Origin of the sequence: Rhodococcus sp. 06-470-2 (assembly GCF_002258235.1) — a bacterium.
Classification (GTDB): domain Bacteria; phylum Actinomycetota; class Actinomycetes; order Mycobacteriales; family Mycobacteriaceae; genus Rhodococcoides.
In genome coordinates this window covers 310220-324671 of the sequence record NZ_NOYB01000041.1, presented here as the reverse complement: position 1 = coordinate 324671, position 14452 = coordinate 310220, and the positions used below count along the sequence as shown (strand labels likewise).

Annotated in this window: 13 protein-coding genes; 8 read left to right on the top strand and 5 right to left on the bottom strand. The window is 64.7% G+C overall.

Annotation, left to right across the window (positions count from 1 at the left end; translation table 11 throughout):
• Positions 1-37: 37 nt before the first annotated feature.
• Complete coding sequence (locus CH276_RS24860; protein WP_094632223.1) at positions 38-646, top strand: TetR/AcrR family transcriptional regulator; 609 nt, start codon at positions 38-40, stop codon at positions 644-646.
• On the opposite strand, the gene CH276_RS24855 is transcribed toward CH276_RS24860, so the two are convergent.
• Both CH276_RS24855 and CH276_RS24850 read right to left on the bottom strand, forming a co-directional pair.
• Positions 635-1273: a GntR family transcriptional regulator gene (locus tag CH276_RS24855; RefSeq protein WP_094632128.1), complete on the bottom strand. Its 639-nt coding sequence runs from the start codon at positions 1271-1273 to the stop codon at positions 635-637. The genes CH276_RS24860 and CH276_RS24855 overlap by 12 nt on opposite strands.
• Before the next feature lie 6 nt (positions 1274-1279).
• Positions 1280-2422 carry an acyl-CoA dehydrogenase family protein gene (locus CH276_RS24850; RefSeq protein ID WP_094632221.1) on the bottom strand — a complete coding sequence of 381 codons (1143 nt, stop codon included), beginning with the start codon at positions 2420-2422 and terminating at the stop codon, positions 1280-1282.
• 122 nt (positions 2423-2544) lie between these two features.
• Here CH276_RS24850 and CH276_RS24845 point away from each other — a divergent pair, with 122 nt between their 5' ends.
• Positions 2545-4041 (top strand): aldehyde dehydrogenase family protein, encoded by a 1497-nt coding sequence (locus CH276_RS24845; RefSeq protein ID WP_094632126.1) that lies wholly within the window; start codon positions 2545-2547, stop codon positions 4039-4041.
• Between the two features lie 2 nt (positions 4042-4043).
• Positions 4044-4940 (top strand): oxygenase MpaB family protein, encoded by an 897-nt coding sequence (locus CH276_RS24840; RefSeq protein WP_094632124.1) that lies wholly within the window; start codon positions 4044-4046, stop codon positions 4938-4940.
• Positions 4941-4951: 11 nt separating this feature from the next.
• Here the strand turns inward: CH276_RS24840 and CH276_RS24835 are convergent, their stop codons facing one another.
• Positions 4952-6154 (bottom strand): TetR/AcrR family transcriptional regulator, encoded by a 1203-nt coding sequence (locus CH276_RS24835; RefSeq protein ID WP_254924442.1) that lies wholly within the window; start codon positions 6152-6154, stop codon positions 4952-4954.
• A 183-nt stretch (positions 6155-6337) separates the two neighbouring features.
• On the opposite strand from CH276_RS24835, the gene fadD5 reads away from it, so the two are divergent.
• From fadD5 to CH276_RS24810, 5 genes are all read left to right on the top strand, one after another.
• Entirely contained in the window at positions 6338-7894 is a 1557-nt protein-coding gene (fadD5, locus tag CH276_RS24830) for a fatty-acid--CoA ligase FadD5 (RefSeq protein ID WP_094632120.1), read from the top strand.
• Positions 7895-8140: 246 nt separating this feature from the next.
• Positions 8141-8455, top strand: coding sequence for an integration host factor, actinobacterial type (mihF, locus tag CH276_RS24825; RefSeq protein WP_008712632.1), 315 nt, complete (start codon positions 8141-8143; stop codon positions 8453-8455).
• A 68-nt stretch (positions 8456-8523) separates the two neighbouring features.
• The gene (locus tag CH276_RS24820) at positions 8524-9006 is read left to right on the top strand and encodes a cation:proton antiporter regulatory subunit (RefSeq protein WP_032395305.1); all 483 of its coding nucleotides are present in this window, start codon (positions 8524-8526) and stop codon (positions 9004-9006) included.
• Positions 9007-9025: 19 nt separating this feature from the next.
• Positions 9026-10198, top strand: coding sequence for a cation:proton antiporter (locus tag CH276_RS24815; RefSeq protein WP_094632118.1), 1173 nt, complete (start codon positions 9026-9028; stop codon positions 10196-10198).
• Between the two features lie 12 nt (positions 10199-10210).
• A complete protein-coding gene (locus CH276_RS24810; protein ID WP_176459422.1) occupies positions 10211-10873 on the top strand; it encodes a GntR family transcriptional regulator in 663 nt (220 codons plus the stop codon).
• Between the two features lie 64 nt (positions 10874-10937).
• Here the strand turns inward: CH276_RS24810 and CH276_RS24805 are convergent, their stop codons facing one another.
• Positions 10938-13073, bottom strand: coding sequence for a 3-hydroxyacyl-CoA dehydrogenase NAD-binding domain-containing protein (locus CH276_RS24805; protein ID WP_032395307.1), 2136 nt, complete (start codon positions 13071-13073; stop codon positions 10938-10940).
• A gap of 9 nt (positions 13074-13082) precedes the next feature.
• Complete coding sequence (locus tag CH276_RS24800) at positions 13083-14294, bottom strand: acetyl-CoA C-acetyltransferase (protein WP_094632116.1); 1212 nt, start codon at positions 14292-14294, stop codon at positions 13083-13085.
• Positions 14295-14452 lie beyond the last annotated feature (158 nt).

The following is a 14452-nucleotide window of genomic DNA, read 5'->3' as shown; positions in this document are numbered from 1 at the left end:
GCTAGGCGCGGGTGCCGAGCGGTGTCAAGATGTGTTCATGCCCGATTCACCCCGTACCTACGGCGGCGTGGACGGTTCGGCCCGAGTCGCCGACCGTCGACGCATCCTCATCGAGACCGGACTCGATCTGCTCGGAACTGCCAAGCCCGACTTGACGGTTCGAGGGGTGTGCCGCCGGGCCGGCGTCGCGAGCCGCTACTTCTACGAGAGTTTCGCGGACCGGAGTGCGCTCATGGAGGCCGTGTACGACCACGTCGTCGAGGAGGTCGCAGCCATCGCGCTCGACGCGGTCGCCGCAGCACCGAGGGACGCCCGAGAACGGGTACACGCCGGAATTCGTGCGATCGTGCGCGCAGTCGCGGACGACCCCCGCCGTGGGTTCCTCCTGTTCTCCGTCACTGCGGTCGGCGACATCGTGGTGGCGAAACGGGCCGAGTCGACGAAGATGTTCGCCCGTCTGCTCGCCACTCAGGCCACCGAGTTCTACGGCACGACCGGAGACCACGATCTCGATCTGACAACCTATTTCGTCGTCGGCGGATTCGCTCAGGTGCTCACTGCGTGGCTCGGCGGCGAACTCGAGATGGACGAGGAGGCCGTGGTCGTCCGCTGCGCCGAGCTGTTACTGGCCGCATCACCCCGTTAGCCGGGTCACCAGCTCGGCTCCGGAGAGGAAGTGCCGGCACGTCAGGTCACCGACGAGCTCGACGTCTCGCCGCTGGAATGCCTCGATCAACTGTTCGTGATGGCGGACCGCGTGCTCACCCCATTGCCTGTTCGACGCATACAGCCGCGAGGGTGTGTATCTCACGGCACCGAGGAGAAACCAGGCCAGCTTGGTTCCTCCGGCGAATCTGTTGATGTACCTGTGGAATTCGAACTCGCAGGACTCCACCGATTCGAAGTCGGATCGGGCCACGGCGTCACATAATCGATCGTTCACGGCGCGAAGCGCCTCGATCTGTTCGTTCGTGATGTGCTGCGCGGCGCGGCGGGCCAACGCTGCCGCGATCGTGCCCTGCAACCAGAAGATGTCCTCGATGTCGCGTTCGGTCAACTCGTTGACCCGGTAGCCCCGACGCGGCACCAGTTCCACCAGACCTTCACCGCGCAACGCCACCAATGCTTCTCGCACGGGAGTGGCACTGACCCCGAGTTCGCCCGCCGTATCGTCGATGCGCACGAAGGTGCCCGGTGTCAGTACGCCCGTGACGATCTGCTGGCGAATACTTGCGGCGACGTCCTCCGAGAGCTGCGGGCGGCGATGCAGCACGACTGCCTAGAGTCCGTACGTCTTGCCGATGATGTCACGCTGAATCTCGTTGGTACCGCCGTAGATCGAGGACACGAGAGTCGTCCGCACGTGCTTTTCCATGTCGAATTCGGTGGCGTAACCGTAGCCGCCCATCATCTGCATGCCCTCGAGGGCCACCTTCTTCGCGGTCTCGGTGAGCTTGAGCTTGGCCATCGAGGCTTCTCGCGGGAACAGCTTCGTCGGGTTCTCGTCGACCAACCGAGCCACGTGGTAGACCAGCAGCCGTCCGCATTCGATCTCGGTCGCCAGATCGGCGATGCGATGTCGCAGTGCTTGGAACGTCCCGACGGGCCTGCCGAATTGCTTTCGCTGGGTGACGAAGTCGAGTGTGTCGTCGAACGCTCGTTGCGCAGTGCCGAGCATCATCGCCGCCAGGATCAGGCGCTCGATGTTCAGGCCGGTCATCAGCTGCGACCATCCTTGACCTTCCACTCCGACCACCGCGTCCTCGGGCAGCACACAGTCGGTGAAGTAGAGGTCGTTGACTTCCTTGCCGCCCATCGTGTCGATGCCGACGATGTTCAGGCCCTCGATATCAGCCGGGACGTCGAACATGGTCAACCCGTCGTGCTTCCCACCGTCTTTGCCGGTGCGTGCCACCAGCAGAATTCGGTCCGCGAAATGCGCGTTGGAACACCAGGTCTTCTGGCCGTTGATCAGCCAGCCGGAGTCGGTCTTCTCGGCGCGGCAGGTCAGATTTCCCACATCAGAGCCGGCTTCGGGCTCGGACATGGAGATCGAGTAGCTTCGGCCGGCGACGATGCCACCGAGAACTGTGTCCTTCTGCGCCGGGGTGCCGAACTTCTCGTAGGCCGCACCGGTGATCAGGGTGGGACCGATGCCGCCGATGGGAGCCATGGCCTTCGCGGACTCTTCGAGCAGAATGCACAGATCGACGGTGCTGCCGCCCGCTCCGCCGTGCTCCTCGGAGATGATCGCGCCCAACCAGCCCAACTCGGCCATCTTGTCGTAGAGCGCCTGGTTGTGACTGTGCGCGCCGTGCTCGGTGAGCGCGTCCCGCTGCGCCCTGGTGCCGGCCTCTTTCGCGCAGAACGACGCAACCGCCTGCGCGAAGGCGGTCTGTTCCCGAGTGAGATCGATGCTCATGAATTGCTCCTGCACGTCGAGGCAGCGGGGGTTGTCGCAACCGGACACGACGCATAGTGTGTCCTGGACAACATTGAATCACATCAAATATATGTGATGCGATCCGCTGGAGGATAGAGCCCATGACGGACCAGATCGAACGAACGACCGAGAGCAGCTTCGAAAGCCTCGATCCCCGAACGGGTGTCGCACTCGCCACGTATCCGATCGCGGGCCCCGCAGAGGTCGACATCGCCGTCGCTCGAGCCCGGTCGGCCGCACGCTGGTGGGACGTACAGGGCTTCGTCGGACGCAAACGATGGCTGCTGGAATTCAAGTCCGCCATCGCCAGGGACGCCCCGAGCCTCGCCGCCGTCATCGCCGCCGAAACCGGCAAGCCCGACGAGGACTCGCTGCTCGAGGTCATGCTCGGCGTCGAACACCTGGACTGGGCGGCCCGCAACGCCGAGAAGATTCTGCGGCAGCGCAAGGTCGGATCGGGCCTGCTCGCGGTGAACCAGAAGGCCTACGTCGGATACCGACCGTTCGGCGTCGTCGGAGTCATCGGCCCCTGGAACTACCCGCTCTACACACCGATGGGTTCCATCGCGTACGCCCTCGCCGCAGGCAATACCGTCGTATTCAAACCGAGCGAACTGACGCCGGGCGTCGGCACCTGGTTGGCCGAGAAGTGGCAGTCACTGGCCGCTCCGCACCCGGTGTTCCAGACCATCACCGGCGACGGATCCACCGGTACCGCCCTCGTCGAATCCGGCGTGGACAAGATCGCGTTCACCGGCTCCACCGCCACCGCCAAGAAGGTCATGGCCACCTGCGCGAAGTCGCTGACCCCACTCGTCGCCGAGTGCGGCGGCAAGGACGCGATGCTCGTCGACGCAGACGCGGACATCACTGCCGCAGTGGAATTCGCGACGTTCGGGGCGATGGGCAACGCCGGGCAGACCTGCGCAGGCGTCGAACGCATCTACGTCGCGGCTCCGGTGTACGACCGGTTCGTCGGTGAATTCACCGCCGCGGTGAAAGCGCTGAAGCCCGGCGGAACGAAGACCTCGTCCTACGGCCCGATGACACTGAGCAAACAGAGCGACATCGTGCGCGGCCAGATCGAGGACGCTCTGGCCAAGGGCGGCAAAGCCGTCGTCGGCGGCCTCGAGTCGCTGCACGGGCCGTACATCGACCCGGTGGTTCTCACCGACGTACCCGAGGATTCGACGGCGATCACCGAGGAGACCTTCGGTCCGACCGTGGTGGTCAACAAGGTTCGCGATCTCGACGAGGCCATCGAGCGGGCCAACGCGTCCAAGTACGGACTCGGCGCATCGGTGTTCACCCAGGACGGAGCAGCGGGCAGACGCGCCGCCGAGAAGCTCGATTGTGGTGTCGTGACGGTCAATTCGGTCCTCGGATTCGCCGGTGTTCCAGCGCTGCCGTTCGGCGGCACGGGCGACTCGGGATTCGGCCGCATCCATGGGGCCGACGGCCTGCGCGAGTTCAGCACCGTCAAATCGTTGACCGTGCAGAGTTTCGCAGCTCCGATCAATCTGCTGACGATGAAGCGCAAAGCGCGAAACATGAAGCTCTCCGTGCTGGCACTGAAGCTTCGGCACGGACGGGGCTGACCATGGACATCACGCCGAAGAGGGGGCGCTTCGGCTGGCTTCGACGCATCGAGGAACTCGACCCGGTGCGGGATTGTCACACCATCCACCGCATCACGGCCGGCTACGAGTTCCCGTGGGACTATCAGCGTTCACTCGAGTTCGCGCTGTTCCGTACCTACTGCGTGCCGACCATCTCGGCACTGTTGGCCGAGACCGGCGAATTCGAGAACCGCCCACAGAAGCGCTACGACGACACCTCGCTACTGATGGCCGAACTGCTCGAGCACGGATACGACTCCGAGCGGGGGCGTGAGTCGCTTCGGACGGTCAACCGAATGCACGGTCGGTACGACATCTCCAACGACGACATGCTCTACGTGTTGACGACGTTCGTCTACGAGCCGATCGAATGGATCGACACCTACGGATGGCGTCGCCTGCACCCCAAGGAACGACTCGCGACGTTCCACTTCTACCGCGAAGTGGGAAAGCGAATGGGAATCAAGAACATTCCCGAGTCGTACACCGAGTTCGCGCAGTTCAAGCTCGACTACGAGGAGCGGACGTTCCGCTTCACCGAGGACAATCGTCGGATCGGCACGTACACCCTGGATCTCTACTGCTCCTGGTACCCCGCTGCACTGACCCCCGCAGTGAAGCAGGGAGTGTTCGCACTGTTGGACGACCGGATGGCCGGTGCCTTCGGGTTCCCTGCAGGCTCACCGACGGTCGAGCGGGTGGCCGTGCGGGCTCTGCGCGCCAGGGCCCGCGTCGAGCGGTTCCTACCCAAGCGAACGCGATCTCGGGCCACCGCCGACGCGTCGAACAGGACCTACCCCGGCTATCCCGTCGGCTACCGCCCCCGAGATCTGGGCACCGAAGCATGCCCGTACACCGCTGCGCCGACTCCGGCCTGAACGCGGAGGGTTCATCCCAGAAGTACCGCCGTCATCGTCTGCTGCACCCGCGCCATTGTTCGGTCGGACCGCTCGAACCGCACCGTCCGACCCACGTCGAAGACCAACCCGAGAGCGGCGTGGATCAGAAATCGTGAGACCACCACGCTCGTGTTCGGCCGGGCCTCACGCAGCAGCTGCGCCCAGCCGTCGACGTTGTGGCGCTGAATCCGGCGCAGTGTCGCGCGCCGATCGGCCGGTAGATTTCCGATCTCGGCGAAGTACACGGCCACCAGTTCGCCCTGCCGGAAGGTCAATTCGGTGTACAGCCTGGCGAAGGTCCGCACGGCGTCGACCGGGGAGTTCGAGTGCTCGAGCGCGCCGGCGAGGGTGTCGGTGAGCTGGGCGTTGGCCCGATGCAACGCGGCCTCGAGCAGCTCGGCCTTACTGGGGAAGTAGCGGTACACGCTCGAGGCGGTGATGGACGCTGCTGCGCCGATGTCGTCGAGGCCCACCTCGTGGTACCCGTGCAGATAGAACAGCCGAATCGAATGGTGCAGCAACTCTTCCCGTTTCGATGCATGCTCGAGCACACAGTCGCGGTGGGGCGATTCGCTGCCCTGCTGCGGAAGTTCGGTCCGCAGGACCGACCGTGCGGCAGCGAGCATCGACTCCTTGATCTGCTTGGCCGACAATGCCGATCGATGCGCGGTGATGCTGGCGACCACACTGATCGACGCCGTGGCCAGCAGAGCGGCGTCCGCCTCGGACAGATCGGGGCGAAGCTGTCGCAACGGCACCGTCACTCGCTCGTGCACCGTGCGCAACGCTCGCCGTAGGTATTCGCGGTCCGAACCGACGAGATAGCGCCCCTCCCATCGATACAACCCACCGGTGCGGCGATTGTCGATGGTGGTGGCGATGATGGCACCGATGACCGCGTCGATCCGGGACTGTGGATCCTCCACATCGTCGACGGCCGGATCGATGACGGCCGGATCCGTTGCCGCGACCAAGGAGTCGGTCATCCGCATGACGGTGTCGACGAACAGGGAGTACTTGGTCGGGAAGTGCCGGTACAGCGCGGGCCCGGAAATACCGACGGTGGCAGCGATGTCCTCGATTCCGACGGGGTGATAGCCGCGCTCGCTGAAGGCCTCGGCCGCGGCCACCAGAAGCTGCGACTTCCGATTCCGTGGCCGACGCCGCGGCTCCGTGGCACTCGTCTCGCTCATCGCCTCACCTCGCCGGTCGTCTCGAGTGCTCATAGTAGCGGGATCGATGCGAATGATCACAAACTTAATGCGTCACTGACCTGCTGAAATGCAGTCAACAGAGTTCCGGACAAAGCGGCCAACAGTCTGTAAGCTGCATCACATTCGATCCCCCGCTCATACGGCTGACGAGAGGAACCGGCGATGGCCGCTCACCCCAACGAACCCGGATTGTCCACCCGAAACAACTGGAACAACCACGTTCGACGGCACGCCCTCATGCAGCCCGAGGCAGTGGCGCTTCGGTTTCAGGGGCGATCGATCGGCTGGCGCGAACTCGACGACCGCGTCGCGCGGCTCGCGGGCGCGCTGCAGAGCCGCGGAATCGGATTCGGTGACCGGGTATTGATCGTGATGCTCAACCGCCCCGAATATCTCGAGGCGGTCCTGGCGATCAACGCGCTCGGCGCACTCGCTGTCCCGGTGAACTTCCGGATGACTCCGCCTGAGGTGACGTTTCTCGCGCAGAACAGCGGCTCGTCCCTGGTGATCTCCGACGAGACGCTCGCTCCACTGGCCGAAGCAGTTGTAGCGCAGAGTGATTCACTGACCGGAATCATCGTCGCCGGAGACGCGTACGAGGCGCTGCTGTCCACCGCCGAACCGGCGGACCCCGTCGACGTGCCGGACGACGCCCCGGCGCTGATCATGTACACCTCGGGCACCACCGGAAGGCCCAAGGGCGCGGTACTCACACACGCGAACATGCAGGCGCAGGCGTTCACCTGTGTCCGGGCACTGCAGATGAGCGCCACCGACGAGGTCGGCTTCTGCGCCTCACCGATGTTTCACATCGCCGCACTCGGCAGCCTCGCGCCGAGCCTGCTGCTCGGGATTCCCACCGTCGTCCACCCGGTCGGGGCATTCGATCCGGGCACCCTGCTCGACGTACTCGCCGCCGAACGTGTCACCAATCTGTTTCTCGTCCCCGTGCAGTGGCAGGCGATGTGCGCCGAGCAGGCGGCCAACCCGAGAGAACTTGCCCTGCGGGTCATTTCCTGGGGCGCCGCCCCGGCATCGGACACCGTTCTGCGCGCGATGTCGGACACGTTCCCGGGTGCGATGAACGTCGCGGTGTTCGGGCAGACCGAGATGTCGCCCATCACCTGTGTGCTCGACGACGTCGATGCCCTTCGCAAACTCGGCTCGGTAGGACGCGTCGTCCCGACCGTCGCAGCACGCGTCGTCGACGACGACATGAACGACGTGGCGCAGGGCGAGATCGGCGAAATCGTCTATCGAGGGCCCACATTGATGCGCGAATACTGGGAGAACCCCGACGCGACCGCGGACGCGTTCCACGGCGGCTGGTTCCACTCCGGCGACCTCGTACGCCAGGACGAGGAAGGCTTCGTGTTCGTCGTCGACCGCAAGAAGGACATGATCATCTCCGGCGGTGAGAACATCTACTGCGCCGAAGTCGAGAACGTCCTGTTCTCCCACCCCCGAATCCTCGAGGCCGCAGTGATCGGCCGACCCGACGACAGGTGGGGCGAGGTACCCGTCGCGGTGGTCGCACTGCACGATTCCCCCGACACCCCCGACCTGACTCTCGACGAGCTTCTCGTGTGGCTCGGCGACCATCTCGCGCGGTTCAAACACCCCAAGGAATTGGTCGTCGTCGACGCCCTCCCGCGCAACGCGAGCGGCAAGGTGGTCAAGGTCGCACTCAGGAAGACCTACTCGCCTGCACCTGCCTGAGAGACCGGCAGGGACGCGTCGGACATGCCCGGTACACGACGCCCTTCGAGAGCCGACACGGGGCCGAAGTGCTGGTCGGGGCACACCCCGAATCGGATAGGACGTAGCCTGGCTGGGAAGGTTCGGTGGCTCGACCGGAATGACAGCCGTGTTGTTCGGTTAGATTGGAAGAGCCACCAGGCACGATGCAAGAGGGTCGAGACCTGTCAACGAGCGACGGGTCACCACAATCGAGGAGAACAGGCCATGGCTTTACCAGTATTGACACCGGAACAGCGCACCGCGGCGCTGGCCAAGGCGGCCGAGGCACGCACTGCGCGGTCGAAGCTGCTCGCATCCGTCAAGTCCGGCGAACTCAGCGTCGCTGACGTTCTCGCCAAGGCGGAGAACGACGAGATCGTCAAGAAGACCAAGGTGTCCGCCCTGATCAAGGCCCTGCCGGGTGTTGGTTCCGTGCGCGCCGCACAGCTGCTCGAGCAGCTGTCCATCGCCGATACCCGCCGTATCGGTGGCCTCGGCGCAAACCAGCGCGAAGCCCTCCTGGCTGCCGTCGCATCCTGATCGAGACGGGTCGGGCTGCACGCCCGATCCTTCGATAATGCGCTGCCTGCAGGGCTAGCATTTCGACCATGAACGTCGAAGTGACCCTGCTGCCGGGAATCGGAGTGCGAAAGGATTTCGCACTCGCTTCCGGGCGTCGCATAGGCGTCATCACCCGCAAGGACGGCGTGAACGAGTTGATCGTCTCGCGCAAGGACGACCCCGATGCGACGCAGGAATCCATCACGTTGAGCAATGAGGAAGCGGCGGCCCTGGGCAATCTGCTCGGGTCGCCGCAACTCATCGCTCAGCTCGGGGAAGAGCATCGTGACCTTCCCGGAATCAACACCCGTCGGCTTCCCATTCGCGCCGACTCACGGTTCGTCAGCCGCACACTCGGCGATACCGCCATGCGCACCAAAACCGGGGTATCGGTCGTCGCTGTCATGCGCGCCGGTCAGGTTCAACCGTCCCCCACCCCCGACTTCACGCTGGCCGCAGGTGACCTACTGGTCGCCGTCGGTACCGCGGACGGACTGGACGCAGCGGCCAAGTTGCTCGGCAATGCCTGAGATCAGTCGGGGCTGAACAGTGGCCGAGAGCGCACTTGCCCTCACCGAGCTGGGTGCAGTGTTCTTCGTTCTCGGACTACTCGCTCGTCTGGCGGGTCGAATAGGTGTCTCCCCCATCCCGTTCTATCTGCTCGGCGGTCTCGCGTTCGGAAACGGCGGCATCGTCAATCTCAGCGGCATCGACGAGTTCAGCGAGATCGCGAGCGAGATCGGCGTCGTTCTGCTGCTGCTCCTGCTCGGACTCGAATACACCGCCGCCGAACTCGTCACCGGTCTGCGCCGATCCTGGATGGCCGGTCTGGTCGACATCGTGCTGAACTTCGCACCGGGTGCAGTGGCCGCGTTTCTGCTCGGCTGGGGCGGAGTCGGAGCGCTGGTAATGGGCGGTGTCACGTACATCTCGTCCTCGGGCATCATCGCCAAGGTCCTCACCGATCTGGGCCGACTGGGAAACCGCGAAACCCCCGTCGTGCTGTCGATTCTGGTGTTCGAAGACCTGGCGATGGCCATCTATCTGCCGATCCTGACCGCGGTCCTCAGCGGCGTGAGCTTCCTCGGCGGACTCGAAGCGCTCGGCATCTCACTGTTCGTCCTCACCGTCGTGCTGGTCGTCGCACTGCGCTACGGCAACCTCGTCTCCGCAGTACTCGACAGCCCCGACCGCGAAGTGGTGCTGCTCAAGGTCCTCGGATCCGCGTTGCTGGTGGCCGGCATCGCGTCGGAACTGCAGGTCTCGGCCGCCGTCGGCGCGTTCCTGCTCGGTATCGCCATATCCGGGTCGACGGCCGACAACGCCACCCGCGTGCTCGAGCCACTGCGCGATCTCTTCGCCGCGATGTTCTTCGTGGTGTTCGGACTCGCCACCGACCCGGCGACCATCCCACCCGTGCTCGGCTGGGCCGTCGTGCTCGCGGTGACCACGACAGCCACGAAGGTCGCGACCGGCTGGTGGGCGGCGGGCCGTCAGGGAATCGGACGACCTGGCCGGTTGCGCACCGGTGCGGCACTGGTGGCGCGGGGCGAGTTCTCGATCGTCATCGCCGGACTGGCCGTGGCCGCAGGCGCGGTGGAGGGCGAACTCGCGGCTCTGGCGACGGCATACGTGCTGCTGATGGCAATCCTGGGGCCCATCGCGGCCCGAGTCGTCGAACCGGTCGCGCAGGTCCTCCTTCGCGCGAAGCCCGCCGTGTGATTGGCTTTCGGAATGGTGGACAAGCGTCGAGCATCGGTTCTGCGCCGACGGCCGCAGCTGTCGGAGGAGGTGGCCAGCCACGTCCGGCACCTCGTCATGTCCGGCGAAGTGAGTCCGGGCGACTTCATCCGACTCGACGAGACCGCCGCAGAACTAGGCGTCAGCGTCACCCCGGTCCGCGAGGCACTGCTGACGCTGCGGGGTGAGGGCATCGTCGAACTCGTCCCGCATCGCGGCTACAAGGTTTCGCCGCTGACGCCGAACGACATCGTCGACATCTTCTGGTTGCAGGGCCAAATCGCTGTCGAACTGGTGCGCCGCGCAGCACCGAAGATCACCGAGGCCGAACTCGCCCGACTCGCCGAACTCACCGCACTGCTGTCCGCGGCCGTCGAGAACGGCAGGCCGGAGGATGTCGAGAACTGCGAGTTCGAGTTCCACCGCGTCCTCAACCGACTCGCCGACTCGGCGAAACTGGCGTGGTTTCTCAACAACGCCACCCGCTACACACCCACCCGCCTCTATGCCACCGATCGTGACTGGGGCCGAGCGGCCGTCCGCAACCACGAGGAACTCATCGAGGCACTCGTTCGAAACGACATCGACGCCGCCTGCGAATTGATGAAGCAACAATTCACAGACGGCGCCGAGAGGTTGATCGCGCATCGCGGGTAGATGCCTTCGGCAGTGGTGCGGTTATGTGCCACCGGGGGCACTCGATCGCACCACTGCCTCGGCACTAGCGCAGCGAAGCAGGAACCTGGAAGCGATCGCCGTACTTCTTCGCCAATTCGTCTGCACGAGTGACGAATCCGGCCTGACCTCCCGGGTAGCCGACGACGTACTGGTGCACGCCTCCGGTCCAGGCGGGGAAGCCGATGCCGAAGATCGAGCCGATGTTGGCGTCGGCGGTGGTGTTCAGCACACCCTCGTCGAAGCACTTCTGCGTCTCGATGGCCTCGATGAACAGCATGCGTTCCTTGAGGTCCTCGAACGGGATGTCCGCCGAACCCGACTTGAACGCATCACGCAGTCCGGGCCACAGTCCGGTGCGCTTGCCGTCCTCGTACTCGTAGAAGCCCGCGCCCTTGGCCTTCGACGGACGCTCGAACTCGTCGACCATCTTGTCGATGACGGCACCGGCCGGATCCTCGGGAGGAGTCTGACCCGCGGCGATGAGGGCGTCGTAGGTTTCCTTGCGGATCTTCTGCATCAGGTTGAGCGTCAGCTCGTCCGAGAGCTGAAGCGGCGCAGCCGGGTAACCGGCCTGCAGACCGGCCTGCTCGATGGTCGACGGCTCGACGCCCTCGCCCAGCATCGCAATGGCCTCGTTGATGAACGTGCCGATCACACGCGAGGTGAAGAAGCCGCGGCTGTCGTTGACGACGATCGGGGTCTTCTTGATGATCTGCACCAGGTCGAATGCCTTGGCCAAGGCCGCATCCGACGTCTTCTCGCCGCGAATGATCTCCACCAGCGGCATCTTGTCGACGGGCGAGAAGAAGTGGATTCCGATGAAGTCTTCCTGACGCTTGATGCCCTGAGCGAGGCTCGTGATGGGCAGCGTCGAGGTGTTGGAACCGAGCAACGCCGTCGGATCGACGAGGTCCTCGATCTCCTGGAACACCTTCTGCTTCAACTCTTCCGACTCGAAGACGGCCTCGATGACGAGGTCTGCGCCTTCGACGTCCTTGGCGTCGGCCGTCGGGTGGATCCGCGCGAGCAGAGCGTCGGACTTCTCCTGGGTGGTCTTGCCACGCGAGAGCGCCTTGGCCTCGATGGCCTCGGAGTACGCCTTGCCCTTCTGCGCCGCCTCGAGAGCAACATCCTTGAGCACCACGTCGATTCCGGCCTTGGCACACACGTACGCGATGCCCGCGCCCATCATGCCTGCGCCGAGAACCGCAACCTTGGTGAAGGTGGTCTTCTCGATGCCGTCGGGACGGGACTTGCCGGCGTTGATCGCCTGCAGATCGAAGAAGAACGCCTGAATCATGTTCTTGGACACCAGGCCGGTGACCAACTCGGTGAAGTACCGCGACTCGATGGTGCACGCGTTGTCGAAGTCGACCTGCGCACCTTCGACCGCCGCCGCGAGAATCGCACGCGGTGCAGGCATCGGAGCGCCCTTGATCTGCTTGCGCAGATTGGACGGGAATGCGGGCAGGATCTGTGCGAGCTTCGGATTGGACGGCGTGCCGCCGGGAATCTTGTAGCCCTTGACATCCCACGGTGCGACGCCACCCTCGGGGTTGGCCTTGATCCAGGCCTTGGCGGTGGGCACCAATTCGTCGATGCTGCCGACCAACTCGTGAATCAGACCGATCTCGAGTGCCTTCGCCGGACGGAACCGGGTGCCCTGCGCGAGCACGGTCATGAAGCCGGTCTGGATGCCGAGAAGTCGCGTGATGCGGGCGACTCCACCGCCGCCGGGCAGCAGGCCGAGGGAAACCTCGGGAAGACCGATCTGGACGCCGGGAACGTCGGCCGCGATGCGGTGATGAGTCGCGAGCGCGATCTCGAGTCCGCCGCCGAGTGCTGCGCCGTTGATGGCGGACACGACCGGCTTGCCGAGCTTCTCGATACGACGCAGCTGGCCCTTGACTTCCTGCACCTCGTCGAACACCTGCTGAGCGTCCTCGGGCTTGGCAGCGATGAGCGTGTGCAGATCGCCGCCGGCGAAGAACGTCTTCTTGGCGGAGGTGATCACGACGCCGGTGATGGAGTCGACCTCGGCCTCGAGGCGGTCGACGGTCGCTCCCATCGAATCCTTGTACAGCTGGTTCATCGTGTTGGCGCCCTGGTTGGGGTCGTCCATCGTCAGAACGACGATACCGTCGGCGTCCTGGTCCCACTGAATCATGTTGTCAGACATCGTAATACCTCAGACTCGCTCGATGATGGTGGCGACGCCCATGCCGCCGCCGATGCACAGGGTGATCAAGGCGTACCGGCCGCCGCGGCGCTCGAGCTCGTCCAGCACGGTGCCGGTGATCATCGCTCCGGTCGCTCCCAGCGGGTGGCCCATGGCGATGGCACCACCGTTGACGTTGAGCTTCTCGTTCGGGATGTTCAGATCCTTCTGGAAGCGCAGCACCACGGAGGCGAACGCCTCGTTGAGCTCGAAGAGATCGATGTCGTCGACGGTCAGGCCCGCGGTCGCGAGAACCTTCTTCGACGCCGGGGTGGGCCCGGTCAGCATGATGGTCGTATCGGCACCACTGGTGGCGGTCGCGACGATGCGCGCCCTCGGAACCAGGTTCAGATCCTTACCGGCCTGCTCGCTGCCGACGAGGACGAGTGCTGCGCCGTCGACGATGCCGGAGCTGTTTCCGCCGGTGTGCACGTGATCGATCTTCTCCACCCAGTGGTACTTCTGCAGCGCCACATCGTCGAATCCGCCCATGGCCGCGATACCGGTGAAGGCCGGGTTCAGCTTGCCGAGCGATGCCACGGTGCTACCCGGACGCATGTGCTCGTCCTGATCGAGGATGAGCAGGCCGTTCTGGTCGGTGACCGGAACGACGGACTTCGCGAAGTAGCCACCCGACCACGCTGCGGCGGCGCGCTCCTGCGACTGGACGGCATATGCGTCGACGTCCTCGCGGCTGAACCCCTCGATCGTCGCGATGAGGTCGGCACCGATGCCCTGCGGGGCGAAGTAGGTGTCGTAGTTGGTGACGGGGTCCATGGCCCACGCGCCGCCGTCACTGCCCATCGGCACACGCGACATCGACTCGACGCCACCGGCGATGACGAGCTCGTCCCAGCCCGAGCGCACCTTCTGTGCAGCCAGGTTGACGGCCTCGAGACCGGACGCGCAGAAGCGGTTGAGCTGGAAGCCGCCGACGGTGTCGGGCATCTTCGCTGCGAGCACCGCCGTGCGCGCGATATCGGCACCCTGATCTCCAACGGGTGAGACCACGCCGAGGATGAGGTCGGAGATCCGGTTCTCGTCCATGTCGGGGAACCGTCGACGAAGCTCGTCGATCAGACCGGTCACCAGGGAAATCGGCTTCACCGAATGCAGGGAGCCGTTCTTTCCCTTGCCTCGGGGAGTCCTGATGGCCTCGTAAATGAATGCCTCTGTAGTCACAGCGCGCAGTTCCTTCCAGATACTCGATCTTCTTGCGGTCGCCGTGCCGGCCGACCGCGTCGGTGCGAGGCCATGACAGACCTCAGCTCATGCCACAGTAGGGCGGGCGATGGATCCGGCGTAAGGACCGAAACGAGCGTTGTACATGACCGACGCGA

What these genes read in the sequence shown, in the direction of transcription:
- CH276_RS24860 (WP_094632223.1), top strand. Translation starts at nt 38, where the DNA reads ATGCCCGATTCACCCCGTACCTACGGCGGCGTGGACGGTTCGGCCCGA.
- CH276_RS24850 (WP_094632221.1), bottom strand. Translation starts at nt 2,422, where the DNA reads ATGAGCATCGATCTCACTCGGGAACAGACCGCCTTCGCGCAGGCGGTT.
- CH276_RS24845 (WP_094632126.1), top strand. Translation starts at nt 2,545, where the DNA reads ATGACGGACCAGATCGAACGAACGACCGAGAGCAGCTTCGAAAGCCTC.
- CH276_RS24840 (WP_094632124.1), top strand. Translation starts at nt 4,044, where the DNA reads ATGGACATCACGCCGAAGAGGGGGCGCTTCGGCTGGCTTCGACGCATC.
- CH276_RS24835 (WP_254924442.1), bottom strand. Translation starts at nt 6,154, where the DNA reads ATGAGCGAGACGAGTGCCACGGAGCCGCGGCGTCGGCCACGGAATCGG.
- fadD5 (WP_094632120.1), top strand. Translation starts at nt 6,338, where the DNA reads ATGGCCGCTCACCCCAACGAACCCGGATTGTCCACCCGAAACAACTGG.
- mihF (WP_008712632.1), top strand. Translation starts at nt 8,141, where the DNA reads ATGGCTTTACCAGTATTGACACCGGAACAGCGCACCGCGGCGCTGGCC.
- CH276_RS24820 (WP_032395305.1), top strand. Translation starts at nt 8,524, where the DNA reads ATGAACGTCGAAGTGACCCTGCTGCCGGGAATCGGAGTGCGAAAGGAT.
- CH276_RS24810 (WP_176459422.1), top strand. Translation starts at nt 10,211, where the DNA reads ATGGTGGACAAGCGTCGAGCATCGGTTCTGCGCCGACGGCCGCAGCTG.
- CH276_RS24805 (WP_032395307.1), bottom strand. Translation starts at nt 13,073, where the DNA reads ATGTCTGACAACATGATTCAGTGGGACCAGGACGCCGACGGTATCGTC.